This window comes from Paenibacillus tyrphae (assembly GCF_024158745.1).
Lineage (GTDB): Bacteria > Bacillota > Bacilli > Paenibacillales > NBRC-103111 > Paenibacillus_G > Paenibacillus_G tyrfis_A.
In genome coordinates this window covers 274088-299174 of sequence record NZ_JAMZAW010000003.1, presented here as the reverse complement: position 1 = coordinate 299174, position 25087 = coordinate 274088, and the positions used below count along the sequence as shown (strand labels likewise).

General features: G+C 57.4%; 23 protein-coding genes. 17 read left to right on the top strand and 6 right to left on the bottom strand.

Annotated features, from left to right (window positions below; genetic code table 11):
• Window positions 1-111: 111 nt before the first annotated feature.
• The 5 genes from NI000_RS06565 to NI000_RS06545 all read left to right on the top strand — a co-directional run bounded on the left by NI000_RS06565 (window position 112) and on the right by NI000_RS06545 (window position 5633).
• Window positions 112-888, top strand: a complete 777-nt coding sequence (locus NI000_RS06565) for a DeoR/GlpR family DNA-binding transcription regulator (RefSeq protein WP_054975078.1) — start codon at window positions 112-114, stop codon at window positions 886-888.
• Window positions 881-2083 carry an MFS transporter gene (locus tag NI000_RS06560; RefSeq protein WP_253408856.1) on the top strand — a complete coding sequence of 401 codons (1203 nt, stop codon included), beginning with the start codon at window positions 881-883 and terminating at the stop codon, window positions 2081-2083. The genes NI000_RS06565 and NI000_RS06560 overlap by 8 nt, the downstream gene beginning before the upstream one ends.
• Window positions 2084-2312: 229 nt before the next feature.
• The gene (locus tag NI000_RS06555; RefSeq protein ID WP_253408854.1) at window positions 2313-2720 is read left to right on the top strand and encodes a BlaI/MecI/CopY family transcriptional regulator; all 408 of its coding nucleotides are present in this window, start codon (window positions 2313-2315) and stop codon (window positions 2718-2720) included.
• A gap of 26 nt (window positions 2721-2746) precedes the next feature.
• Window positions 2747-4804: a M56 family metallopeptidase gene (locus NI000_RS06550; protein WP_253408852.1), complete on the top strand. Its 2058-nt coding sequence runs from the start codon at window positions 2747-2749 to the stop codon at window positions 4802-4804.
• A 31-nt stretch (window positions 4805-4835) separates the two neighbouring features.
• Entirely contained in the window at window positions 4836-5633 is a 798-nt protein-coding gene (locus NI000_RS06545; RefSeq protein ID WP_253408850.1) for a copper amine oxidase N-terminal domain-containing protein, read from the top strand.
• Between the two features lie 101 nt (window positions 5634-5734).
• Here the strand turns inward: NI000_RS06545 and NI000_RS06540 are convergent, their stop codons facing one another.
• From NI000_RS06540 to NI000_RS06515, 6 genes are all read right to left on the bottom strand, one after another.
• Window positions 5735-7216 (bottom strand): DHA2 family efflux MFS transporter permease subunit, encoded by a 1482-nt coding sequence (locus NI000_RS06540; protein WP_446030831.1) that lies wholly within the window; start codon window positions 7214-7216, stop codon window positions 5735-5737.
• 270 nt (window positions 7217-7486) lie between these two features.
• Window positions 7487-8221 carry an ABC transporter permease gene (locus NI000_RS06535; RefSeq protein WP_253408849.1) on the bottom strand — a complete coding sequence of 245 codons (735 nt, stop codon included), beginning with the start codon at window positions 8219-8221 and terminating at the stop codon, window positions 7487-7489.
• A complete protein-coding gene (locus NI000_RS06530; protein ID WP_253408847.1) occupies window positions 8222-8935 on the bottom strand; it encodes an ABC transporter permease in 714 nt (237 codons plus the stop codon).
• On the bottom strand, window positions 8932-9852 hold the full coding sequence (locus NI000_RS06525) for an ABC transporter ATP-binding protein (protein WP_375540946.1): 921 nt from the start codon (window positions 9850-9852) through the stop codon (window positions 8932-8934). Before NI000_RS06525 ends, NI000_RS06530 begins: the two co-directional genes overlap by 4 nt.
• Before the next feature lie 61 nt (window positions 9853-9913).
• Entirely contained in the window at window positions 9914-11281 is a 1368-nt protein-coding gene (locus NI000_RS06520; protein WP_253408845.1) for a sensor histidine kinase, read from the bottom strand.
• A complete protein-coding gene (locus tag NI000_RS06515) occupies window positions 11278-11946 on the bottom strand; it encodes a response regulator transcription factor (protein WP_253408843.1) in 669 nt (222 codons plus the stop codon). The genes NI000_RS06520 and NI000_RS06515 overlap by 4 nt, the downstream gene beginning before the upstream one ends.
• Before the next feature lie 155 nt (window positions 11947-12101).
• On the opposite strand from NI000_RS06515, the gene NI000_RS06510 reads away from it, so the two are divergent.
• From NI000_RS06510 to NI000_RS06455, 12 genes are all read left to right on the top strand, one after another.
• Complete coding sequence (locus NI000_RS06510) at window positions 12102-15185, top strand: leucine-rich repeat domain-containing protein (protein ID WP_253408841.1); 3084 nt, start codon at window positions 12102-12104, stop codon at window positions 15183-15185.
• A gap of 197 nt (window positions 15186-15382) precedes the next feature.
• Window positions 15383-16105 (top strand): sugar phosphate nucleotidyltransferase, encoded by a 723-nt coding sequence (locus NI000_RS06505; RefSeq protein ID WP_253408839.1) that lies wholly within the window; start codon window positions 15383-15385, stop codon window positions 16103-16105.
• Complete coding sequence (rfbB, locus tag NI000_RS06500; RefSeq protein WP_253408837.1) at window positions 16102-17088, top strand: dTDP-glucose 4,6-dehydratase; 987 nt, start codon at window positions 16102-16104, stop codon at window positions 17086-17088. The genes NI000_RS06505 and rfbB overlap by 4 nt, the downstream gene beginning before the upstream one ends.
• Window positions 17085-17978, top strand: coding sequence for a dTDP-4-dehydrorhamnose reductase (rfbD, locus tag NI000_RS06495; RefSeq protein ID WP_253408835.1), 894 nt, complete (start codon window positions 17085-17087; stop codon window positions 17976-17978). The genes rfbB and rfbD overlap by 4 nt, the downstream gene beginning before the upstream one ends.
• Window positions 17935-18399, top strand: coding sequence for a dTDP-4-dehydrorhamnose 3,5-epimerase family protein (locus NI000_RS06490; protein WP_253408833.1), 465 nt, complete (start codon window positions 17935-17937; stop codon window positions 18397-18399). Before rfbD ends, NI000_RS06490 begins: the two co-directional genes overlap by 44 nt.
• Before the next feature lie 21 nt (window positions 18400-18420).
• Window positions 18421-19536: a CgeB family protein gene (locus NI000_RS06485; protein WP_253408831.1), complete on the top strand. Its 1116-nt coding sequence runs from the start codon at window positions 18421-18423 to the stop codon at window positions 19534-19536.
• Between the two features lie 44 nt (window positions 19537-19580).
• Window positions 19581-20756 (top strand): CgeB family protein, encoded by a 1176-nt coding sequence (locus NI000_RS06480; RefSeq protein WP_253408829.1) that lies wholly within the window; start codon window positions 19581-19583, stop codon window positions 20754-20756.
• 106 nt (window positions 20757-20862) lie between these two features.
• Complete coding sequence (locus tag NI000_RS06475) at window positions 20863-21129, top strand: hypothetical protein (protein WP_253408828.1); 267 nt, start codon at window positions 20863-20865, stop codon at window positions 21127-21129.
• Between the two features lie 212 nt (window positions 21130-21341).
• On the top strand, window positions 21342-22256 hold the full coding sequence (locus tag NI000_RS06470) for a dTDP-4-dehydrorhamnose reductase family protein (RefSeq protein WP_253408826.1): 915 nt from the start codon (window positions 21342-21344) through the stop codon (window positions 22254-22256).
• 66 nt (window positions 22257-22322) lie between these two features.
• A complete protein-coding gene (locus NI000_RS06465; RefSeq protein WP_253408824.1) occupies window positions 22323-23126 on the top strand; it encodes a glycosyltransferase family 2 protein in 804 nt (267 codons plus the stop codon).
• Window positions 23127-23134: 8 nt separating this feature from the next.
• Window positions 23135-24322, top strand: a complete 1188-nt coding sequence (locus tag NI000_RS06460) for a glycosyltransferase family 2 protein (protein WP_253408822.1) — start codon at window positions 23135-23137, stop codon at window positions 24320-24322.
• A complete protein-coding gene (locus tag NI000_RS06455; protein ID WP_253408820.1) occupies window positions 24322-25050 on the top strand; it encodes a glycosyltransferase family 2 protein in 729 nt (242 codons plus the stop codon). Before NI000_RS06460 ends, NI000_RS06455 begins: the two co-directional genes overlap by 1 nt.
• Window positions 25051-25087 lie beyond the last annotated feature (37 nt).

Below are 25087 nucleotides of genomic sequence, written 5' to 3'. Positions count from 1 at the left end.
AACGCTTGTAATCTGCGGATTTTGGTTTATAATCAAGAATATCACTTGAATTTGCTTAATATAACTTACAAAAACTTAATTTAAGGGCAAGTATTCGGAAGGGGAATACGCATGTTTCAAGAAGAAAGACTGATTGCGATTGTACAGAAGTTAAATGAAAAACAGCGCATTACCGTTACGGAAATTTGCGAGTGGCTGCAAATCTCGTGGGATACTGCCCGGCGCGATCTGATCAAGCTGGAGGAGCAGGGGAGCATCATCCGTACCCGCGGAGGCGCTATGCTGCCGTCGATCTCCAAGGAGGTGCCGAACTACGAGCAGCGGCTGCAGCTGGATACTCCGTCCAAGCAGGCGATTGGCAGGCTGGCGGCGACGCTGATTCACGACGGCGATTATTTGTATACCGATTCCTCCACTACGGTTCGGTGTGCCGTGGAGGCGATGCGGACCCGGCGCAATGTAGTCGTCACAAACTCGATCGATCTGGCGGGCATGCTGACGCAGAAGGACGAAATCCGCATCCATCTTCTCGGCGGCTTGCTCGATAACGAGCAGCGGCTGGTTTACGGGGCGCGGACACTGGAAATGCTGTCCGAATATCAGGTGGACAAAGCGCTGCTGGGCACATGCGGCATCGCCCCGCACGGTCTGACGACCATGTTCGAGGAGGAAAGCTATTTGATCCGGCAAGTCATGCGCAAGTCAGATCAAGTGATTGTGCTGGCCGATCATACGAAATTCGGCAAGAAGCTGTTTCACCGCGTCGCCGGGCTGGAAGGGATCGACCTTATCATAACGGACCGGGAGCCGAGCGATGAAATGAAGGAAGAGCTTCATAAGCATCAGGTGGAGCTGCTGATTGCAGGCGAAGGAGAGCATCATGATTAACCGGTTGATTTGGATGGGATGCTTGTGTTATGTCATCACCGGCGTGGGCACGGTCATCGTCGGCGCGGTGCTGCCTGAGCTGCTTGCGCATTATTCGCAAAGCTACGGCAGCGGGGGCATGCTTATTTTCGTGCAGTTTGTCGGCTTGCTCAGCGGGGTGCTCTCGATGCCGGGGATCTCCCGCAAGCTCGGCCGCAAATCTGCGGTCATGCTCGGTCTGGGGCTGGTCGGAATGGAGCTGTTCGCCGGTCTGCTTCCTCCCTGGCCGGCGGTCGTCCTGCTGGCGGGGCTGGCCGGATTCGGCACCGGCCTGGTCGAATCGTGCATCGGCACGATTATTCTTTTGGCCGTGAAGCAGAAGCAGGCGGCGGCTATGAGCAAGCTTGAGGTGACGTTCGGCGTCGGCGCGCTCGCCATGCCTTCGATCGCCAGCTTTCTGATCGCCAAAGGGCTGTGGACGTATTCGTTTTTTCTGCTCGGCATCGGCGCGCTTGCAACGGCGCTCGTCTGGAAGCGGCTGTCCTTCGGGGAAATGGACGGCATGCTGACCCGCAAAGAAACGGAGTCCGGCGGGAAACAGGCGCAACGCCCGGCCTATGCGAGATCGGGCATTCCGTTTCTGGTGCTGTGTACCGTTTTCTTTTTCCTGTACGGCGGCAGCGAAGTATCGGTCGTCCATTTCTTCCCTTCGATCTTTATGGAGCGGTGGGGGATCGATAGCTCGCATGCGACGTTAACCGTCACCGTCTACTGGACGGCGATGGTGATCGGGCGAATCCTGACCGGCATTCTCGGCGACCGGTGGACCTACTTCCGCTTTCTGTGGGCGGCAACGCTGCTGAGCTTAGCGTCGCTGCTCGTCCTTCCGTTCAGCCACTATGCTTGGGTAGGCTTCGTACTCAGCTTCCTGCTTGGACTGGGGATGTCCGGGATGTTTGCGGTGGCGCTCATTTACGCCAATCAGTCGCTGCCGGGCATGACCGAGAGGACGACCAGTATTTTGCTCGCGGCTAACGGGCTCGGCGGTTCACTGCTGCCGCTGGGCGTTGGGCGGGTCATGGACGCTTTCCCGATTCAGACGGCTATGTGGCTCTACTCGGCCGTGATGCTCGTCATGCTGGTTGTGCTTACGATTTCGAGAAGACGCCCTCAGTTGGAAAGCACACCTTTGCACGCCGGCCGCAGCATGGAATAGAGGCATGTCGGCACGCATGAATGAACGCGCGTAAACTTTGCTGTGCATGGGGCGCAAAAGGATAAATAATTATAACAAAAAGCATGCGCCGCTTCTTCCGAATGGGAAAGCGGGCATGCCTTTTTCGGCTGCATTGATTTTTTGAAGTTGACATTTTTGGATTACGCGTGTAGTCTAATAAAGGATTACATCAGTAATCCAGATGGACGGAAAGGAGAACACAAGATTCATGAAAGAACTGCCTAAAATATCCGAGGCCGAGTGGGAAGTGATGAAAATCCTCTGGACCCGGTCCCCGCAAACGGGCAACGAAGTCATCGAGGCCCTCGAAGGGCAAATGGACTGGAAACCGAAAACGGTCCGGACGCTGATTAGCCGGCTGCTTCAAAAAAATGCGATCGCCTTTCAAGAGACGGGCAGAACCTACTTGTACTATCCTTTGGTCTCGCAGGAAGATTACGTGCAGACCGAGACGCAGTCTTTTCTCAAGCGGCTGTACGGCGGGGCGGTCAAACCGCTGCTGGTCCATTTCTTGCGGGAGCAAAAGCTGTCTTCGGACGAAATTAGCGAACTCAAACGGATTCTCGACGAGAAAACGGAAGAGGGGCCGGATCGCGACAGAAGAAAGGACAGATGACATTGGACGGTCTAAGCCTTTCTCTATTGAGCTTTTTTGACTGGATATTGGAGACCTCGCTGATGGCCGCCGTGCTGGTGGGACTCGTCTTGTTAGTCAAAGTCATCGCAAGGAACAAGCTGTCCCCCAGATGGCACTATATGCTGTGGCTTGTCATTGTAGCAAGATTGCTTCTTCCGTGGGCGCCCGAAAGCTCATTCAGTGTATACAACCTGCTTTCCTACGGCCAAGAAGCTCTACGGACTTCCGATGCGCCTTCGCCGCGTCCGCCGGAAGCATCGCCTATCGTTCACCAGGAAATGCCGAACACTGCGGCAGTGAAGACCGCTCCTGCAGAAGACAAGCAAGGACCGCCTGTTCAGATGGCCGATCCGGTGGAAAAGCAGCCTTCGGCAAGCTTTTCGATCTATAAGCTCGTGTTTGGCGTGTGGCTGCTGGGCGCGGTTTGTCTCGGGATCTTGACTGTAGCCGCAAACCGGCGCGTTTATGCCCGGCTCGCCAAGCAGCCCGTCATTACGGACCTCAGAATTACTGGTCTGTTCGAACAGTGCCGGAAGACGATGTCGATCCGACAATCGATCCCGTTAATCACGGCGGGGCCGATTTCCAGCCCGGCCGTGTTCGGGTTTATGCGTCCGCGCATCGTGCTGTCGGATTCGCTCATGAACATGCTGGACGACCGGCAGCTGCGGTTTATTTTTTTTCACGAGCTGGCCCATGTGAAACGCAAGGATGTCGCCATGAACTGGCTGATGAACGGCTTGCTGATCCTGCACTGGTTCAATCCGGTCCTGTGGTATGCCTATTACCGGATGCGCGAAGATCAGGAAATGGCTGCCGACGCGCTTGCGCTGTCCTATATCGGAGCGGAGCAAAAAGAAAGCTACGGCCATACGATCATACGCCTGTTGGAGCATTATGTCACCTTGTATCCGACCCCGGGTATGGCCAATTTATCGGGAGGCAAACAACAAATAAAAAGGAGAATCATCATGATCAAAAATTATCATAAAAAATCTTACCGCTGGTCGGCGCTCGGGCTGGCTTCCGTCATTGCCCTTTCTTCCGTGACGCTGGTCAATGCCAAAGCTTCGCCAGAGTCCGCATCCGGCAATCTGTCGGCGCCCCCTGTGATCGTGACGGAATCGTCCGGCAGTTCGGAAGCGAAGAAGAAGCTGACGATTCACGATATCCCGTTGGACAAGAACGTCGTTGAAGCGGCCCAAGAGGAGCTGCGCCGTTTTCTGGGAGATTCGAAAGCGGAGCTTTACGAAGTAGCGGACCCTGGTATCACTGCGGAATGGATCCTGCTGAATAAAAACGGAAAAGGACAAGTCGCTATTGACCGGAATACGAAGCAAATAGTGAACGCTTATGTCCAATATACGTGGGGCGAAACGAATGCGGCCGTGAAAGAGGCTGCTGCGGAAGCTTTTCGTCAAGTGGATGCGAACAAAACGTTTACCGCCGAGACCGTAGAGAGAGAGAAACGGTTTGAGGACGGTAAATCGACGCATGAATGGAGGCTTCAAAGCAAGGAAATGATCGTAACCCTGGATGCGGACACGCTGAGCGAAAGAGGCATATTGATCAGCTATCCTTTCGCACAGGGGGACGAGAAAGCGAAGAACGCCGCGCAGAACGCATTTCAACGGATGAACATCGGAAATCCGGTAGCCTTTAAACAGGCAGACCACAATTATTCCAGCGGGCGATACGATTCATGGAAGTTTTTTGACGACGGCGGCAATTATGTCGTAGTGATCGGCGCCAAGACAGGCGCAATCCAATCGATCTCGGCGTACGGCAAGAAAGAAGACAATGAAGCCAATTTGCCCCTTCTCCTGAATAAGGATAGAAAGCCGATCTATACGAAAGAAGAAGCTGTCGCCGCTGCAAAACCGATGGTGAACAAGCTGTTCGGCATCGATCTAACCGGTTATACGGTTGAATTCGTCCCGGAAAATCCTTACGCTCATATCTTTACGAAGGCCGGGCAGCCGACGGTCAACGCCTTGGTTGACAGAACGGGCGAGTTTTGGAGCTATTCGGTGGACCCTGTGGACGGGACGATGAACGATTAAAAAAGACAAATCATTTGGAGGATCACATTCTATGAAAACGATGAAGCAACGATTCAAATCGATTCTGGCTTTAAGCATGCTATCCGTTATGGTTATGACATGGATGCTCGCCTTCGGCGCCCCGGCGTCGGCTTCCGTACAGTCAACCGGAGAACTTAGTTTCGCGGTGTTGTCGGGCAAATACGAAAAGGACGCGCTGGTCGTCAAAGGAGTATTCGTCAACGTCAGCAACGTAAAAGTCAACAAGGTAGAAAAGCTCAAGCTTACCGTGCAGGACGGCAGCGGAAACGAATTGGCGACACGGGAATGGGACAACGATGCGTTCCTGACGGGTCTGAGCTTGGAGCCGGGTCAAAGCCAAAAATGGGATGTTACGTTTCCCGGTGCGGTCCAAGGGGCGGACTTGAAATCGCTCGACGTTACGTATCATATGACTTGCGCGACGGAGAAATGGGCCGGACGCGGCGAGGGGGTACATATTTTCATCGACAACCAAAAGCTGAACCCGGAGGTGGCTCCTTTTATTAAGGATGGAAGCATGCTTGTGCCGCTTCGTTCCACGCTGGAAGCGCTCGGAGCGAAAGTGGAATGGAACCCCGAAACCCAAACGGTGAAGGCGACGAAAGGCAGCGATGTCATGACCTTTAAGATCGGTCAGAAGTCCTCGACGATCAACGGACAAACGATCCAATTCGGCGTTCCCGCTCAAATCGTGGACGGCTCCAGCTTCATTCCGCTCCGCGACGCGTCGGAGGCTCTGGGTTGTGCCCTTTTTGTCCGCATGCACAACGCCGAATCGATGACGATTGTGATCGTGGACAAACAATAATCAGGTACATGTAGAAAAACAAAGAAGACGGCACCCGCTCTTGGCGAGGGCCGTCTTCTTGCGTCCGCAATCGCTTAAGGCGAATCCGGAGTTAAATCTTGTTAGTGTGCGGAAACCCGTTCGCCTCCGCCTCCCGAAGGCTGCGCCCGTTTCAGGAAGAACGAAACGATCCAAGCGGCGAGAACCAGGCCGAAGGCCAGCAGAAATGCGCTCTTCATCCCGGCCATCATCGCCAGTATAGGCAGCGGGGCATCCGCTTTGGTTCCTGCGGCGCTTTCCAGGAAATTCTTGGAGCCGTTGGTCATCACCGTGACCAGCAGCGCGGTACCGACTGCACCCGACACCTGCTGAAGCGTGCTGATAATGGCCGTGCCGTGCGGATATAACCGCGGCGGGAGCTCATTCAACGCGTTCGTCATGACCGGCATCATCAGCATCGAAATCCCGAGCATCAGCAGCGTATTCAAAATCATGATCATCGCGTACGGCGTCGACAGGGAGATCGAGGAAAACTGCCACAGCGTGTTCGCGATCAACGCCAGCCCGACGACCGCCAGCCACTTGGCGCCGAATTTATCGAACAGCCGTCCCGTAATCGGCGACATAATGCCCATCAGAATTCCGCCCGGCAGCATGACCAGACCGGCTTGCAGCGGGCTGTAGCCGAGCGCGCCCTGGAGGAAAATCGGCAGCAGCATCATGGCGGAGAACATGGCCATCATGACGATCATCATGATCAGCGTCGACAATCGGAACACGTTGAATTTAAACGTTCTCAGATCCAGCAGCGGTTCCGCCAGCGTCAATTGTCTCCAAACGAACAAACCTAAAGCAACGGCGCCGATGATAACCGGAATCAGGACTGTGCCGCTCGACCAGCCCCCGTGACCTTCGCCGGCGCTACTGAAGCCGTACACGATTCCCCCGAATCCACAGGTGGAGAGCAGGAGCGACAAGACGTCGATTTTCGGATTCGTCGTCTCGGTTACGTTCTTAAGCTTCAGATAGGCGATGGCGATAACAAGCAGCGCGATCGGGATGACGCCGTAAAAAAGCACCCGCCAGCTGAAATGTTCGACAATGATCCCGGACAGCGTCGGTCCGATCGCCGGGGCAAAGGTGATGACGATCCCGATCGTTCCCATGGCCGAGCCTCTTTTTTCCAGAGGGACCGTAGCCAGCACGACATTAGTCAGCAGCGGAAACAGCAGACCGGTTCCCGACGCCTGCAGCACCCTGCCCAGCAAAAGCATGCCGAATCCCGGTGCAACAGCCGCCGCCAGCGTACCCAGCGTGAACAAGCTCATGGCTGCAAGGAACAAGGTTCTTGTTGTGAACTTCTGAATTAAAAAAGCGGTGACCGGGATAAGCACCCCGATAACCAGCAGGTATCCGGTTGTCAACCATTGTGCGGTACTCGGTAAAATTCCGATATCCGCCATAATTTTGGACAAAGCGACATTAAGGAGCGTTTCATTCAAGATGGCTACAAATACCCCAAGAATCATAACCAAAACGACCATTAAATTGGCTCTGCTCCCGAATGTCCCTCCGCTGTCGTTTGGTTTCGTATGGTTCTCCACGTTGTTACTCCTCTCTTTGTAAAAGCATAAAAACAACAGTTTTCTGTCAAACGACTTCTCTCTACTTCCTCCCGTGCGACATTGAATTTCATTGCGGTAAGTAGGGGCAAAAGAATGTTCAGCAGCCATCCTATTGTAACATGTATCACAGGCTGTTGTTTCTTATCGATTGCGATTTTTCTATTAAAACTAAAAAATACCTACCATACAAACAGCGAAGAGACCGAATCCTCCAATGAGAGTTCGGTCTCTTTATTATTGCACTTCCGATTAAATTTCTTTCCTGCGGAAATAAGTAAGCCCGCTGGCGAAGAAGACGAGGAAGCTCCCGAGAATTACGAACAGCAGCGTCTCCAGCGGGACGTTAAACGCGCCGAAATCCGCTTGTCCCTTCGGAAGCATGGACAGGACGGGCTGCGCCCAAGGGTAATACGGTCCGTAGTCGCTCGAATTGACGATAAGCATATTCGGAATCGTGAAGATGACATTGATCGCAAGCGGCGCGGCAAAGCTGGACCAAGCGACCGATACGAACATTTGAAGGGAGGCCAAGGGTAAAGTTGCCACCCAGCCACCCAGCACGCTCCGCAGTAAAACGTCCCATGGCACGGCCGAAGTAAAGCCTTTAATCGTACCGATGGTCAGGACGACGGCCAGCAGCAGCAGTTGGGTGACGGCGAGCAGCGCGATGACGATCGTAAATTTGGCCAAGTAAAGCTGCGTGCGGGAAACCGGCAGGGCCAGTACCTGCTTCCAGCCTCCGCCCGCATGCTCGTAGCGGCAGACGAAGGCGGCGAATACCCCGGTCAACAGCGGCAGGAACAGAAAAGCATGCATGGCGGCGGCCGTTATAAACAGCAACTCCCACTCGGGCAGACCTGCGACCATGGGCGACAGGAAGCCGCTGACCGCTGCAAGAGCCGGACTGACGAAGACGAGCAGCCAAATGTTGGCCTTGCGCATTTTGAGCCACTCCGAGCACAGCACATTCAAAAACGTTCTCATTCAATTCACATCCCGTCTTGTAAAATGAATTCGTCCGAGGATGAAGATGACGATTCCGACCGCAAGACCGGCAACGACCGAATACTCGGGTATGCCCGCTTTGTTTGTCAGCAAAGGAAGCTTCCATAAAAACCAGTCGGGCATATCGCTGGCATAGGTCGACACGACTCCTCCGAGAATTCCGACCGTCAAAGGAAGGGCTTGATTGCGCATCGTCACGGACAGCCACAGCTGCAGCGCCAAAGCCGGAAAAGAGGCAATAAACGGATAGAAGCTCAGCTTGATAACGCTAATCAGCGGCACGTCCGTGCCGAGCTTCAGTCCGAGCCCGAGCCCAACGATGCCGATGCCCAGCAGGATGCACGAGACGAGCAGCATCAGCACGCATAACGTAAATTTGGCGCTGAATACGGCAGTTCTCGTGATCGGCAGCGCCAGCAGCTGCTTCCACGAATTCATCTGGTGCTCGATGTTTGCGACCATCGACGCAATGATGGCGATACCGAGCAGAATCGTCACCGGAAGGAGAAACTGAATGTTGCCAAGGAAAGCGCCCCAGAGGTTGGCAGCGTATTTTTCCATCAAATAATCGTAACGCAGTCCGTAATTGGCCGCCTGCAGCGCAATGACGCCGATCGGCCCGAGGAAGATCAGAAACCAGATCGCTTTCCGGCGAATTTTCAGAAAGTCGGCAGCCAGCACCCGGAACATCATAGGCTGGTTCCCTCCCCGACCATCTCAAGGAAAATATCTTCCAGCGATTTCTTCATTTCCTCCACGCGGTAAATCGAGTGTCCCGACTGAACGAGCAGCGCGACGATTTCCGCAAGCGTATCGTCGGAAATATGCTCAACCAGCAGAGAAGATTCGCGGAGCTCGGCATGGCACCCGGTCAGCGCGACGGTACGCTGGGCGCCTTCGGGGTTCGACAGCGCGATGCGGATGCTGCTCTGGGCCCGCTCGCGCAGCCTGTCGATCGTATCCTCGAACATCATCGCGCCTTGCTGAATGATGCCGACGCGGGTGGCCATCAGCTCAATTTCGCTAAGCAGGTGGCTGGATACGAGCACGGTAATGCCATGCTCCTTCGGCATCGCTTTGATCAGCTCGCGGATTTCCAAGATCCCGGTCGGATCGAGGCCGTTGGTCGGTTCGTCCAGAATAAGCAGCTCCGGGCGGCCGAGCAGGGCGGAGGCAATGCCGAGCCGCTGCTTCATGCCGAGAGAGAAGCCCTTGACCGGGCGCTTCGCTTCTTTGGTCAGCCGGACGACGGCGAGCACTTCGTCGATTCGCGATTTCGGCACGTCCAGAATACGGCGGATCGTCTCCAGATTTTCATAAGCGGTCAGATGGCCGTAATAGGAAGGATACTCGACCAGCGAGCCGACCTTGCGGAGAATGGCCCGCTGCTCTTGCCTCAGATCCTTCCCGAAGATGCGGATCGTGCCTTCCGTCGGTCTGATGAGTCCGAGGAGCATGCGGATGGTTGTCGTTTTGCCCGCGCCGTTCGGACCGAGGAAGCCGTAGATATCGCCTTTGCGGATATCCAGATTGACCTTGTCGACCGCTTTGCGCGAGCGGTAGTGCTTGGATAAGTTATGTGTAGTTATGATGGATTCCACTTTAATCACCTCAGCCTCCATGATAGACGCCGAAGGTTAAAACGAAAGGGAGCTTTCGTTTAAAATTCGTTTAAATTTTCGGATACATATAGATGGCCGTTCCGTCGCGGGAGCTGACGATATCCTGTTTCAGGCTCATTTCCTTGATCATTAAAGCAACGATGGTCAAGCCGATGCCGGCTCCTTTATTGCCTGACTCTGCATGGATGCCCGGCCCCTTGTCCGCGATGACGACGGCAGTGGTGCCGTGCCGCTCCTCGGTACGGACGCAGACGAGTTTTCCCGAATGGGCATGGCGGACGATGTTCTGGAACAGGTTGTCCAGAATGCGGGTAAACCATTGCGGGTCGACATTCCAATACAAGGCCGCCTCCGGCAGCCGGACATCGACGTCAAAGCCTTCTTTCTCGAATACCGGGTACCAGGAGGCGACGGAGGTCCGGCACAGCCTGAGCACGTCCGTCCGGGCGGTCTGCAGCGGGTATTTGCCCGCCGACAGTAAGGTATAGGACATCAGGTTCTCGATCAGTTGCGCCACATTGTCTACCTTCGATTCGATCAGGTCGAGCGATTGCTTTCCCTTGGGCGTTAACGCTTCCTTGCGCAGGGAATAAGCGTGGCCCCGGATCGTCGTAAGCGGCGTCCTCAGATCGTGCGACAGGTTGGCAATCAGCTGCTTGCGCAGCGCTTCCTCCTCCTGCTCCCGGCGGCGTGCGCTGTTCAACTGATCGATCATATGGTTGAACGCGAGCCCAAGCTGCCCGATTTCGTCGACTCTCTTCACGGCGATCGGCTGCGGAATGCCGGATTCGTCGGTCTCCGTCATGGCGATTTGGAAGCGGAGAAGCCGTTTGCGGATGCGGGCGAAGAACAGCCAAGAAGTGAACAGGAAGAACGAAAATACGGAAAGCATAAACACGGTAAGAAACCGCTCGTTGGACGGATAGATCACTTCGCTTTCCATCATATGCCGCGGAATTTGCACGACCATGAAGCCCTGCTTCGGGTCTTGGCCGATAAAAGCAACGACGGTGAACGGGTCCCCGCCATAGCTGCTTTTCATAAATTGCATGCTGTCCGTCATCGTCCATTGCTCCGGAATCGCAACGGTTACCCCAAGTTTGAGCTGCAGCCGGCCGGAGGCGTCCACCCAGAACATCGACGCACGCGGATACTGTTCCTTCAATACCCGAAGCTTGGCGTCCACTGCATCTTCCGACGCTTTGTCCAGATCCTTGGCTTCTTGGTGCCATGCTTTTTCCAGATTGCGGCTGTCATAGATGTTGAACTCCTCGGGGTAAAACAATTGGCTCTGCATGTAATAAATCAGGCTGCCGACCGGAAACACGAGCGGCCATATGCACAGCGCGATTAAAATAATAAACACGTACCGGGCCAACAGCGAATTCCGGATCTTCGTTTTGGGTGTCGGCCTCATAATCTCACCCTGTAGCCGATGCCGCGAATCGTTTCGATGATTTGCGGGTTTCCGGGATCGCGTTCGATTTTCTCGCGAAGGTAGCGGATATGCACCATCAGTGTCTTGTCGCCTTCCAGGTAGGGCTCTCCCCATACCGCTTCGTAGATTTGATCCTTCGTCAAAATTTGGTTCGGATGACGCAAAAAATACATGAAGATTTGGAACTGCTTGCCCGTCAAAATAATTTCTTCGCCGGTCTCGCTGTCGACTAGTCGATTCTCATCCGGATGGACGCACAGATGGCCGAGCTGGAGCTGCGGGGAAACCCGCTTGTCGAAGCGACGCAGCAGCACTTCGATCCGCGCCGCCAGCTCGTCGGGATGAAAGGGCTTCGTCACATAGTCGTCGGCAAATTGCAGCCCGTGAAGCTTGTCCTCAATCGACGACCGCGCCGATATCATCAGAATGGGCGTAGCCGGGTACTCCTTCTTCAGCCGCTGCCCGATCGTAAAGCCGTCGAGTCCCGGAAGCATCACGTCCAGCAGCACGAGATCGGCTTCCTTCATCTGCTCGCCCGCCCGGTCGCCGGACGTCAGCCACAGAACCTCGTACCCCCTTTCGGTCAGATCGCCGCTGACCCATTGTCCGATTTCCGCATCGTCTTCAATATATAAAATTTTCATATTGGATATCCTTTCTTTTCGCAAGCGGTATGAACTCGTTGAAATTATATCACGTTTTGCACCGGCAGGAATTTCCTTGGTTCTGTAGAATTATGTCGAAAGTACCAATCGATTAATTGTCTGTACATAACTTACGAATAGGGGAATTCGCTCACATGTTCCGTAAAAATCGCATGTATGCCATCACGCTTCTCTCCGCATGGGTCATGGCGGCGCCGCTCGTCATGCCGCTGCCGACGGAGCGCGTATGGAGCGCGGCGGCCGCCCTGGTGCCCGACGCGAATCTGGAAAAGGTGATCCGGAGCCAGTTGAAGAAGCCGGACGGCGACCTGACGCCGGAGGACCTGCACAGCCTCTCCCGCCTTATGGCTTCGGACGGCAAGAAAACGCGGCCGATCGAACAGCTAGTCGGGCTGCAGTACGCTGACCGGATGACGCGGCTCGATGTGAGCAGCAACCAGATCAGCGACGTCTACCCGATCAGCGGGCTCAAGCAGCTGACTTATTTGGACCTGACGGATAACCGGATCGCCGATGTGCGTCCGCTTGATTTGCCGAAGCTGAGACACTTGTTCCTGAGCGGCAATCCGCTGCAAGACCCGACGCCGCTTTGGAAGCTGACGCGGCTGGAAAGCTTGGCGGCAAGCGGCGCGGGCATCGGAGCCGTGGACGGCATCGGCTCGCTGGCGGGACTGCTCTATTTGGATTTATCCGGCAATCCGCTCGGCAAGCTGGGCGAGATTACGAAGCTTGCGGGAGTGCAGCAATTGAAGCTTCGGAATACGCAGCTTGCCGACCTCTCGGGGATTGCCGCTCTGAAGGAGCTGAGGAGCCTCGATCTGCGGGACAACAAGATCACGGACATCCGCGCGCTCGCGGACTTGAGCAAGCTGAGCGAGGTGCGGCTCAGCGGCAACCCGCTGGAGGCGGCCTCTGTGGACACGGTACGGGCGCTGCAGGACCGCGGAGTCCGTGTCGAGTTTGAGCCGACATTGTTCCCAAGCTATGAGCGCAGTATTAACGTATTTGTCGACGACGAGCGGATCGCCTTCGAGGAGCCGCCGCTCAACCGGAACGGCTCCGTGCTTGTGCCGTTTCGCGGCGTGTTCGGGAAGCTCGGGTTACAGGTGGCGTGGAACGAGGAGCAGCGCCAGGTAACCGGGACGAAGCCGGGGCTGGAGCTTGTGCTGACGATCGGGCAGGATGAAGCCCGCGTGAACGGGCAGCCCGTCAAGCTGCCGGCCGCGCCGGAGCTTCACAACGGGACGACGCTGGTGCCGCTGCGTTTGGTAGGGGAAGCTGCGGACAAGCTTGTCGTCTGGAATCAGGACAGGCAAGCCGTTTATATAGTCGACAACGTCACGAACGGTACCGGCAAGCGTTACGACGAGAAGGGGCGGCTGATCTACAGCGGCGAACTGAAGGACGGCAAGTATAACGGAAAAGGAACTCAATACGCAAGCAGCGGCGAAATCGCATATGAAGGCGAATGGAAGGACGGCCGCAAACACGGCCAGGGTAAGCAATATGATCCGATCGGCCGTTTAATGCTGGAAGGGGAGTTCCGGGACGATCTGCTGAACGGTCAGGGCAAGAAGTACGATTCGGAAGGAAGCCGGCTGGAGGGCGAGTTTGTTCAAGGCAAGCTGAACGGCCACGGCAAGCTGTTCGTGGAGGGCCGTCTGCTCTATGAAGGCGGCTTCAAGGATAACGACCTGCATGGCAAAGGAACCGTCTATTTTGCGACGGGGGAAAAGTACACCGGCGAATTCGAGCGCAATGTCAAAAAAGGCCACGGCATCGTCTATTTTACAAACGGCGAGCGGTTCGAGGGAAAAGTTAACGACCAGTCGATGGTCGAGGGCAAATATTTCGCCTCGGACAAGCTGCTGTTCGAAGGAACGTTTAAGGACAATCGTTTTCATGAAGGGACGATGTATTTTTCGAGCGGAGCAGTTTATAAAGGAACGTTCGCAGACGGGGAGTTCGACAAGGGGACGTTCCTCGATGCGCAAGGAAAGACGCTCGACCCGGCGAAGGACGGCAAGGGCTTTCGGTTCTACGCCAACGGCGACTGGTACGAGGGGGAGACGGCGGCCGGAGAGCCGAACGGACAAGGGGTATACCATTTTCTGGGGAACGGACGGGTTGAAGGATCATTCCTCGGCGGCGTGATGAACGGCGAAATGAAGGTATACAGCGAGAAAGGCAAGCTGGAGTTCGAAGGACGCTATGCGGACGGGGAGCGCAGCGGCAGCGGTAAAGAATATAATACGGAAGGCAAGCTTCACTACGAGGGCGGCTACAAGGCCGGAGAATACAGCGGCCAGGGCAAGGAGTACAATTGGCAGGGTCACCTCATCTACTCCGGCGAATTCAAGGACGGAACGAGAAACGGTCAAGGCACGGAGTACCGGAAGGACAAAGCGGTCTACGAAGGCGGGTTTCACGGTCGGCTCTATCATGGCCAAGGCAAGCTGACGTTCTTTAATGGAGATACGTACACCGGAGAATTCAATCAAGGAAAATACGGAGAGCGCGGCACCTTCGCCGATTCGTCCGGGAAGACGATTACGAACGGAGCGGACCAGGGCACGGGCGTATACCGCTTCGCTGACGGTACGATCTATAAAGGCGAATTTCAAAGCGGCGTCCTTCAGGGCCGGGGCGAAATGTACAACAAGGACGGTACGCTGAACCACCGGGGCGAATACCGGGCCGGCAAACGAAACGGCTTCGGTCAAAGCTTCGACCTGGACGGTCATTTATGGCACGAAGGCGCGTACGCGGACGGCTATGCCAAAGGGCAGGGCAAATCGTTCTACGAGAACGGCAAGCTGCAGTACGAAGGGGAATTCGATTACGGCACGTGGTCGGGCAGCGGGAAGGTCTATACGAAAGAAGGCCGCCTGCTCTACGAAGGGGAATTCGAGGATAGCGAATTCCAAGGCCAAGGCAAGCTCTACTATGCCGACGGCATTGTCTACACGGGGGCCTTCGACTACTCCGAATTCGGCGAGGGCGGCAGCTTCACGGATGCCAAAGGGCAGCCTTTGTCCGGCATCAACATGGCGCGCACCGGTACCGGCAAGCTGTACTACGCCGACGGCACGACGTACGAAGGAGAGCTTGCGGAAGGCAAAGCGCACGGACGGGGCAAGCTGTTCGACACGGACGGCAAGCCGGAATACGAGGGCGAGTTCAAGGACGGGTACCGCAAGGATTGGCATGACGAATAATAAGATTATAAAGCAGGCCTGTCTCTATTCATGGAGGCAGGTTTTTTGCCGTTTTCCTATTTTTCGGTACAAGAGCCAATTTTTCCGCCGGTATGGTATTCGTCCACCAGACCAGCCTTAAGGGTGCATATCATATGAGCATGGCATTCATCCGTACAACCATGCACACTCATCATACGAGAGAAAGGAGAAGCGCGATGAAAGGCATAATACTCGCAGGCGGCACCGGTACCCGGCTGCGCCCGATGACGAATATCATCAACAAGCATTTGCTCCCTGTAGGCAAGTATCCGATGATCCATTACGCCATCCGCAAAATGGCGGAAGCAGGCATTACGCAATTGATGCTGGTGACCGGCAAACAATCCGCCGGATTATATACCGAGTATATCGGCAGCGGAAAACCTTGGGGGGTACAGGTGAGCTACGGAATTCAAGACGAGGCGAGCGGTATTGCGCATGCGCTCGGAATCGCCGAATCGTTCGTCCGCCCCGGAGAGAAGCTGATGGTGCTGCTTGGCGACAATCTGTTCGAGGATTCGTTAAAGCAGGCGGCGGACGAGTTTAAGCGGCAGAAGGGAGGAGCCCACGTGTTTTTGAAAAAAGTGCAGGACCCGGAGCGCTATGGAGTGGCGGAGCTGGTGGACGGGCGAATTGTCCGGATCGTGGAAAAGCCGGAGAACTCGCCTTCCCATTACGCCGTTACCGGGATTTATTTATATGATTCGAGCGTCTTCGGCGTTATTCGTTCGCTGAAGCCTTCGACGCGCGGCGAGCTGGAAATCACGGATGTCAATAACGCTTACGCTGCGGCCGGAGAGCTGGGCTACAGCATGCTGAGCGGCTGGTGGACGGATGCGGGGACGCATCGCTCCCTGATGGAAGCGGGCGCCCGCCTGATGGGACGTGAGCAGCCATGAGGACGCTGTTCGTTACAGGCGGGATGGGCTTCATCGGCAGCAATTTCGTCCGCTACTGGCTGCAGCGCCACCCGAAGGACCGCATCGTCAATTACGACTTGTTGACCTATGCGGGACAACCGGCCAATATGGCCGATGCTGCCGGTTTGCCGAATTACCGGTTTGTGCAGGGGGATGTCTCGGACGCAAACGCCGTGAGACGCGTGCTGGACGAGGAGGCCGTCGATACGGTCGTTCATTTTGCGGCCGAATCGCATGTCGACCGCAGCATTGCCGATCCGCAAGCGTTCGTGCGCACCAATGTGCTGGGAACGGGGTGTCTGCTCGAAGAGGCCCGGCGCGCGGGGGTGTCGCGGTTCGTTCATATTTCCACCGACGAGGTGTACGGAGCGCTCGGCGAAGAGGGGGTTTTCACCGAAACGACGCCGCTTGCGCCGAATAGTCCCTACGCCGCAAGCAAGGCGGGTTCCGATCTGCTTGCCCGGGCTTATTTCGAGACGTACGGCTTTCCCGTCATCATTACCCGCTGCTCCAACAATTACGGGCCGTACCAATACCCGGAGAAGCTTATTCCAACGATTATTACGCGGGCGATGCGCGACGAACCCGTTCCGGTGTACGGGGACGGTCTTTACGTTCGCGACTGGCTGTATGTCGAGGACCACTGTGCGGCCATCGACCGGGTCGTGCATCAGGGCATCCCCGGGGAAGTGTACAACATCGGGGGCCGCAGCGAACGGACGAATCTCGACATCGTCAGGACGATTCTGGCCGAGCTCGGGAAGCCGGAGTCGCTGATCCGGTTCGTGCCGGACCGTCTTGGTCATGACCGGCGCTATGCGATCGATCCGGCCAAGATCGCAAGCCGGCTTGGTTGGAAGCCCCAGGTTCCCCTTGAAGAAGGGTTGAAGCGCACGGTCGCTTGGTACGCCGCCAATGAAGCTTGGTGGCGCGAAGTGGCCAAGAGAGGCGGTGGCGTATGAAGGTGCTCATTACCGGCGCCGGGGGGCAGCTGGGACGGGATCTCGTCCGGGTGCTCGGGCGGCGGCACGATTGCGCGGCCTTTACCCGGCAGCAGCTGGACATCGCCGACGAAAAGGCGGTACGGCGGCTCATTGTAGAGGCGAAGCCCGAGGTCATTGTGCATGCGGCGGCCTATACGAAGGTGGATCAAGCCGAGGCGGAGCTGGAAGAGACGTACCGGATTAATACGATCGGTGCCAGCCACGTCGCCATCTCCGCGGAAACGGTTGGCGCGAAGATGGTGTATGTCAGTACCGATTACGTGTTCGACGGTACCAAGGGGGAGCCGTACGACGAACAGGACCGTACGAATCCGCTCGGCGTCTACGGCAAATCGAAGCTGCTCGGTGAGCAGTTCGTGCAGGCGGTATGCCCGCAGCATTTTATCGTCCGGACGTCGTGGCTGTACGGTAAGGATGGAAACAACTTTGTCACGAAGGTGTTGGCGCTTGCGGAACGGCAGCAGGAGCTGACCGTCGTCGACGATCAGTTCGGTTCGCCGACCTACACGTACGATTTGGCCGAATGCATCGGCCGGCTGCTGGAAACGGACCGTTATGGCATCTATCATGTAGCGAACCGGGGGTATTGCTCCCGATGGACGCTGGCCAAGACGATCTTGGAGCTGACCGGACATACCGAAATTGCGGTCCGGCCCGCACGTTCGGACGATTACGTGCTGCCTGCGCCCCGGCCGGCGCATTCGGCTTTCTCGGACCGGGGGCTGCGTCTCGCCGGCTTGCCGAGAATGAGGGATTGGAAAACGGCGCTGGAGGCATTTTTGCGCAACGATTGGGGGAAGTCCGATGAAAACGACGATCGAAGGAGTTCAAACGAAGCCGCTGGTTAGGTACAGCGACGACCGCGGCTTTTTTATGGAAATTTTGCGGGAGGACGACGCTTTGTTCGGCCGGTTCGGTCAAGCGTCGCTGTCCATGTCGTTTCCGGGCGTTATCAAGGCGTTTCATTATCATAAACGTCAGGACGATATTTGGTTCTTTCCGAGCGGGCACGCGCAGGTGGTGCTCCATGATATGAGGGCCGACTCCCCGACGCATGGGCAAACGTCCGTGCATTACATGGGGGAAGATCATCCGTATCTGCTGTTCATTCCGCGGGGTGTCGCTCACGGCTACCGGGTACTCGGCGTCAAGCCGGCGACGATCGTTTATTTTACCAATCTCGCTTACGATCCGGGGCAGCCTGACGAATACCGCATTGCCTATGACGATCCTGCGATCGGCTTCGACTGGACGACCCGGTTCCGGTAATCGATAGGGAGGGTGACCGCAATGAGCCGCACTCAACAACTCGCACGCCGGAAAGCGGCCGTGCGGCAGCAGGGGAGCCGTGCGGGGGGGCTTCTCGGCTACGAACAAGGGTATCGGTACGGAAGGTGCGAGGCCGTACGGAAGCTAACCCCGCCGGTCGCGCCGACTTGGCATGACCTGAAAGTGCTCTTTATCCCGCAAGGCTTTCCGGCGATCGATAACGGCGTTGCCGCCGCCTTGCAGCGGACGGTTCGGGAAGCCGTCATCGGGACGCCGGAAGCCATGCTCGCGCTGGCGGAGCAGCACCGGCCCGATCTGCTGCTGGTGCTGAACGGGCTTCACGTGTTTCCGGCCGATCATCTGCAGCAGGTGGACCGGATTCGCGAGCTCGGCATTCGTACGGCGATCTGGTTCGCCGACGATCCGTATTTTACGGACGATACCGCAGCGATTGCTCCGCATTATGATGTCGTGGCGACGCATGAGCAGAGCTGCGTGCCGTTCTATTTGTCGCTCGGCTGCTCTCAGGTGCTGTATGTGCCGATGGCTGTAGATACCGACACATTCCGGCCCGTTCCCGTCAGTTCCGGTTACCATGCCGACATTTGCTTTATCGGCATGGCGTTCTGGAACCGCGTCGAGCTGTTCGATCGAATCGCCGGGTACTTATCGGGCAAAAAGGTGATCATCGGCGGCGGATTGTGGGAACGGATGCGGCTTTACCGGCTGATCAAGCCGAGCGTCCGCGCCGGATGGATTCCGATCGACGAAACGGTACGCTACTACAACGGAGCGAAGATCGTCATCAATCTGCACCGCGGCTGCCGACATCACGGAACCGATAACCGCAACCTTCGAGGCCTTCCCGGACAATCGATCAACCCGCGCACCTATGAAATGGCCGCATGCGGAACGATGCAGCTTACAGACATTCGCGACGACCTGACCCGTTATTATACGCCTGGTGTTGAGCTTGAGGTCTACCAGTCGGCAGGAGAGCTGATCGATAAGCTGGATTATTATTTGAAGCACGATGCCGAGCGGCAGACGATCGCATTGAACGGCTTGCGGCGGACGATGCAGGAGCATTCGTTCGTCACGCGGATCGGCCAGCTGCTAGGCTTGCTCGGCTACTGAATGCGAAGCATCAAGCGGCCAAGCACAAGAAAGGAGGCAGGAGCATGTCCAGAAAAACAGCGCGTTTCACCATAAAGCGAGTGGTAAAGCGTGCGGTAAAACGGGTGCCGCGGGCCCGCAGCCGCACGGCTTGGCACCGCGGCTGGGAGAATGGGTTCCGGTTCGGCATGAGCGGCGGCTATCATTACGGCCGGTGCGATGCCGTCATGCGGCTGCTGCCAAACGATCCGGTCGGCCGGTGGGACGTCCGGGTCATGTATGTGACCTCGGGCAAAGGCGTCCCGTATTCCCCGCTCGACGAAGCAGTGATCGTTGCGCTGCAGGGGCTGGTGCGAGAGCTGATCGTCCTGCAGCCGACCCACGATTTGAAGACCGCGGCCGTCAAGATGCGGCCCGATATCGTGCTCGTGCTGGAAGGGTTGGTTATTCCTGGCGAACGGATTGACGAGTTGCGGGCCAAAGGAATCCGCACGGCCATCTGGCTGACGGACGATCCGTATTATACCGATCTGACGGCGTCTCTCGTCACGCATTACGACGTCGTATTTACGCTGGAGCTTGCCTGCGTGGAGTTTTACCGCCGGCTCGGCTGCAAGCAGGTTCACTACCTGCCTTTTGGCTCGAACCCGGCGATCTTCCGGCCGAAGCCGATTCCGAGCCAATTCCGGCACGATATCAGCTTTATCGGCTCCGCGTATTGGAACCGGGTTGCCTTTTTCAATCAGATGACGCCTTTTTTGGCAAAGAGGAATACGTACATCGCAGGCATCTGGTGGGAGCGGCTGCGCCAGTTTCAGATGCTCAGGCCGAAGATCGCCCTGAACAATTGGATGGGGCCGGAGGAAACGGCCGCGCATTACAATGGGACGAAAATCGTCATCAATCTGCACCGGGCAACGGACGATCCGAGCTATAACTTCAACAGCCAACAGGTCGGAGCCGTATCGCCGAATCCGCGCACATTCGAGATTGCAGGCTGCGGGACGCTGCTGCTCACCGATGTCCGCAGCGACATTACCCGTTTCTATACGCCGGGACAGGAGATCGTCACCTATGCTTCGCCAAGCGAGCTGATGCACAAAATCGACTATTACCTGCACCATGAAGAAGAGCGGCGGTTTATCGCGCTTAATGCGCTGCGCCGCACCATGCTGGAGCACACGTATCCCCACCGGATGGCGCAGATGATGCGCATTCTGTTCGAAGGCGCCACCGGCTGATGCGGTACTTGACGTCTGCCGTGAAATAGGCGCTTTTGATTCGTCCGTTTCCGCCAACATCCGCATATGGTATAGAGACGTAAGCGGATGGAAGGAGGGACGGAGGATGGCCAAACGCACTGCGCGCAAGCGGGCGGGTAGAACCAGGCTGCGCCGGGTCCGAAAGAGGAAGCGCAGCCTTCGGCCGCTCCGCAACCGGCGGCGGGTCAGACGCCGTACGCTGAGGACGGGACGGCGGCGCCGGCGGGTTGTAAGACCAAGGCGGCGCGGCTACAAGCAGATTTATAACGACGCATTCAACAAAGCGTACAACGAAGGCTTTGCAGCGGGCTTTGCCAAAGGGCTCCAAGACGGCGGAGTGCCGCAAGGCTGAGCGGAAAACCGCAGGGCCAACTTGCCGAGAATTTCTCAAAGAGGAATGTCCCGGCATTCCGCTCCCGCGAAACCGGACAAGCTTCCAAGGACAGAGACAGGCATGGAGCCGGTTCTTTAGGCGGCAGAATGGGTAAATGTCGTGCCGGACTGGTTATTTCCCTAATATATTATAAAGACCTGAGAGGATTGCAATCAGGGAGGCGGCAAAAGGTGGTGAGGCACCACGATGAGGAAAGGTGGCCCTACGGAGCTCGCGAGCCGATGAAAGTGCTCGTGATTGGCGGCGATGGGATGGCGGGACATATGCTGCTGCGGTATTTGGCGGCTTATACTTCGTATGAGGTGTTTTATACGACGGAGCATGGAAAAAGAGAGGGCGGGCGATCTTGGCCGCTCCCGGGGGCGGGGCTTTGCTTGGACGCGTCGGATAGCGTGATGGTCGATAAGCTGGTGGAGGCCGTGCGCCCCGATCTGATCGTCAACGCCCTCGGGATCATGTACGATGCGGCCCGGCTAAGGGAGATTGAGGCCGTCCGGATTAACGGCCTGCTGCCACACCAGCTGGCGGAGCTGGCCGACCGGCTGCGCGTCCGGCTCATCCAGATCAGCACGGACAGCGTGTTTCTGGGAGATCGCGGCCGCTACGAAGAACGACACGTGCCCGACGGGACGACGGCGTACGCCAGAACGAAGGCGCTTGGCGAAGTGGTGCGCGCCCCCCATCTGACGATCCGCGCGTCGTTGATCGGACCGGAGCTGCGGGAGGAAGGCGGCGGGCTGCTTCCTTGGTTCCTTAGGCAGCGGGGGGAGATCCGGGGATTCGTCCGCGTGCCGTGGAACGGGGTGACGACGCTGGAGCTGGCGAGATTTATCCATTATGCGGCAGAGCGGGGAGGCCGGTTAAGCGGCATCGTTCATTTGACCGCGGCAGAGAGCGTCAGCAAATACGAGCTGCTGGAGCGAATGAGGCGGGTCTTCGATAAGCGCGATGTCCGCATCCGGCCCGACGATACCGTCGCGCTGGACCGTACGCTGCGCTCGACCCGCCCCGAGCTTGATTTCGCTGTTCCCGGCCACGACCGCATGCTTGAAGAACTGCGTGACTGGATGGAAACGGCCCCGTAACGGAGAAGCGGCGGCTTGCTTTGGCGAGGGAATTGCGGAATCGTTTCATGGAGAGGAGGGAGACCTATGCGGCATATTCGCAAGTCTCTTAATCGGAAAGGCAGCGCCTTGGGAGCGGCTGCGGTACGGACGGCGAACGTCTCGGTCATTATTCCGGTCATCAACGAGCGGAAAAAGCTGCCTTCCGTGCTCCGGGAAGTGAGGAAGATCGGTGCGGGGAAGCTGGAAATCATCGTTGTGGCCAACGGCTCGACGGACGGCTCGAAGCAAATCGCCGAATCGATGGGCGCGAGGGTCGTCAGCTTCGCGGAGCCGCTCGGTCATGACGTCGGACGCAGCATCGGAGCAGGTCTCGCGAACGGGGAAATCCTGCTGTTCCTTGACGGCGATATGGTCATTCCCGCGCACGATCTGAGGCGGTTCGTTTATGCGGTGCACAGCGGGGTGGATGTGGCTTTGAACCGCTATCTGGGACCGATCCGGACACGAAGCGTCCATCCGGTCGTGCTGGCGAAGTACGCGTTGAACGCGGCGCTCGGCCGGACCGATCTGCAGGGGACCTCAATGACGACGATTCCTCATGCGATCAGCCGCAGGGCGCTCGCAGCGGTCGGAGCGGGGGCGCTTGCGGTTCCCCCCAAGGCGCACGCGATGGCCGTGCAGAAGGGGCTTGTCGTGCGACCGGTCCATTTCGTGCCGGTCGGACGCTTGAATCCGCGGCGCAAACGGCGCTGGACAACGCATGGCACCGATACGGTCGGTCAATTGATCGTAGGAGACCATTTGGAGGCGATTCGTTGGCTGACCGCGACGACGGGTGAGCGAGGAAGCCATACCGATTTGATGCGAAACCGCAACATGGCGAGGTGAATGGATCGATGAGGCAGCAACAGGCGATGTTGTTCGAGAAACCGGCGGTTCGGGGCCGCCTGGTCCGCAAACCGCCGCCGGAAGAAGACGGCAAGGCGGTCATATCGGCTGCGCCTGCGCGGAAGAAGCCTGCAGCGGCGGTCAAGCGCGCCCGGAAACGTACCGCTGCCGCCCCTCGGCTGTTTCTGCCCAAGAAGCGGGCGGCGTCCAGGGCTTACGGCGGGGCCGCCTATCGGCTCGGTCTGCAGCTTGGCCGCGCGGACACTCCGTCTGAGCCGCCGGAGGGCGAGAGCGAGCTGCGGCGGCTGCTGAACCGCCGCTGGACGGCGAGGGTGAAGGAGCGGGGCTTGGCCGGTTATCCATGGGCCCGCTATTATACTGCGGCAGCCGGTTATGTCCGCGGCTTCTTCGCAGGCATGGGCCGGCCGGCGCCGAACTGGATTCCGCTTCCGACGGAGCGTTCGGTGGCCGTTATCGTGACGGCCAGGAACGAGGAGCGCACGATCGCCGCCGTGCTGAAGGAGGCGAACCGGTTGACGGACGAGACGTATGTCATCGTCAACGGCTCGAATGACGAGACGTTCCGGCAAGCCAGAGAGGCTTCACGGGCTATCGTGCTATCTTACCCGCAGGCGCTCGGTCACGACGTAGGAAGATCGGTCGGTGCCAAGCTGGCCCGGGCCGACATTCTGCTTTTCACGGACGGGGATATGCCGCTTCCGGCGGAGCAGCTCGTGCCCTTCATTCACGGCATCGAGCAAGGACTCGATGTAGCGCTCAACGACATTTATCCGTATCTGGGGTCGTTCGGCCGGCAGGATACCGTCACGATCATGAAGCGATTTTTAAACATGGCGCTGGACCGGCCGGATCTGAAGGCCAGCTCGCTCACGGCCGTGCCGCACGCTTTGTCGCGGCGCGCGGTAGAGACGCTGGGCCTTGAGCTGCTGTCGGTCCCGCCGAAAGCGCAGGCGTTTGCCTTGCTTCTGAAGCTCCGGGTCGGCAATGCGGGCCAGGTTAACGTCATCCGGGGCAACAAAAGGCGCAAGCTGAACAGCGGCCGCGGCAATCCGGTGGCTTCCATGATCGTGGGAGACCATCTGGAAGCGCTGAAGCTGGCCGGCGACCGGATGGGCGAGCGGCTCGCGTATCCGGACGTGCTGCGCAAACGACGCTATATCGGAGGCGATGCCTGATGCAGACCGTCAGTATCATTATTCCGAATTATAACGGAGCCGAGTGGCTGGCTTTATGCCTGGAATCGATCCGCAAGCACGTCACCGTGGCTCACGAAGTGATTGTGGTCGATAACGGCTCCGCCGATTCGTCGCTGCGGCTGTGCCTGAAGCATGAAGTTAAGCTCGTCTCGCTGCCCGAGAACCGCGGTTTTCCCGCTGCGTGCAACTTCGGGCTGCGGCTTTCCTCAGGCGATGCGCTGATGCTGCTTAACAATGATACGAGGTTGACGGCCGGCGCGCTGGACAATATGATGCGCTGCCTGTACAGCAGCGGCGATGTCGGCATCGTCGGTCCCATGACGAATTATGCCAGCGGCAAGCAGCAGATCGAGGGGCCATTCACCTCGATCGCCGATATGGCCGCGCGCATGAATCGGCCGGACAGCGGAAAATGGCGGCAGACGGAACGGATCGTCGGATTGTGCTTCCTGTTCAAGCGGGAGCTGATGGATCGTATAGGAGAGCTTGACGAGCGCTTTTCGCCGGGACATTTTGAAGACGACGACTATTGCTACCGCGCCCGGCAAGCGGGATCCCGGCTGCTGATCGCGGGGGACGCCTTCATCTATCACGAAGGCAGCGCAACCTTCCGGCTCGAAAACGAACACAAAATCAAAGCCCTGCTGGCAACGAACCGCCAGAAGTTCATCAATAAATGGGGCATCGATCCGCATTCTTTTATATGAACCGCTTGGGCAGATGCCGTGGACCAGGGGGCTGCGG

Excerpts from the sequence above, each read along its gene's own strand:
- NI000_RS06565 (WP_054975078.1), top strand. The coding sequence starts at position 112 with ATGTTTCAAGAAGAAAGACTGATTGCGATTGTACAGAAGTTAAATGAA.
- NI000_RS06560 (WP_253408856.1), top strand. The coding sequence starts at position 881 with ATGATTAACCGGTTGATTTGGATGGGATGCTTGTGTTATGTCATCACC.
- NI000_RS06555 (WP_253408854.1), top strand. The coding sequence starts at position 2,313 with ATGAAAGAACTGCCTAAAATATCCGAGGCCGAGTGGGAAGTGATGAAA.
- NI000_RS06545 (WP_253408850.1), top strand. The coding sequence starts at position 4,836 with ATGAAAACGATGAAGCAACGATTCAAATCGATTCTGGCTTTAAGCATG.
- NI000_RS06535 (WP_253408849.1), bottom strand. The coding sequence starts at position 8,221 with ATGAGAACGTTTTTGAATGTGCTGTGCTCGGAGTGGCTCAAAATGCGC.
- NI000_RS06530 (WP_253408847.1), bottom strand. The coding sequence starts at position 8,935 with ATGATGTTCCGGGTGCTGGCTGCCGACTTTCTGAAAATTCGCCGGAAA.
- NI000_RS06520 (WP_253408845.1), bottom strand. The coding sequence starts at position 11,281 with ATGAGGCCGACACCCAAAACGAAGATCCGGAATTCGCTGTTGGCCCGG.
- NI000_RS06515 (WP_253408843.1), bottom strand. The coding sequence starts at position 11,946 with ATGAAAATTTTATATATTGAAGACGATGCGGAAATCGGACAATGGGTC.
- NI000_RS06510 (WP_253408841.1), top strand. The coding sequence starts at position 12,102 with ATGTTCCGTAAAAATCGCATGTATGCCATCACGCTTCTCTCCGCATGG.
- NI000_RS06505 (WP_253408839.1), top strand. The coding sequence starts at position 15,383 with ATGAAAGGCATAATACTCGCAGGCGGCACCGGTACCCGGCTGCGCCCG.
- rfbB (WP_253408837.1), top strand. The coding sequence starts at position 16,102 with ATGAGGACGCTGTTCGTTACAGGCGGGATGGGCTTCATCGGCAGCAAT.
- rfbD (WP_253408835.1), top strand. The coding sequence starts at position 17,085 with ATGAAGGTGCTCATTACCGGCGCCGGGGGGCAGCTGGGACGGGATCTC.
- NI000_RS06490 (WP_253408833.1), top strand. The coding sequence starts at position 17,935 with ATGAAAACGACGATCGAAGGAGTTCAAACGAAGCCGCTGGTTAGGTAC.
- NI000_RS06485 (WP_253408831.1), top strand. The coding sequence starts at position 18,421 with ATGAGCCGCACTCAACAACTCGCACGCCGGAAAGCGGCCGTGCGGCAG.
- NI000_RS06480 (WP_253408829.1), top strand. The coding sequence starts at position 19,581 with ATGTCCAGAAAAACAGCGCGTTTCACCATAAAGCGAGTGGTAAAGCGT.
- NI000_RS06475 (WP_253408828.1), top strand. The coding sequence starts at position 20,863 with ATGGCCAAACGCACTGCGCGCAAGCGGGCGGGTAGAACCAGGCTGCGC.
- NI000_RS06465 (WP_253408824.1), top strand. The coding sequence starts at position 22,323 with ATGCGGCATATTCGCAAGTCTCTTAATCGGAAAGGCAGCGCCTTGGGA.
- NI000_RS06460 (WP_253408822.1), top strand. The coding sequence starts at position 23,135 with ATGAGGCAGCAACAGGCGATGTTGTTCGAGAAACCGGCGGTTCGGGGC.
- NI000_RS06455 (WP_253408820.1), top strand. The coding sequence starts at position 24,322 with ATGCAGACCGTCAGTATCATTATTCCGAATTATAACGGAGCCGAGTGG.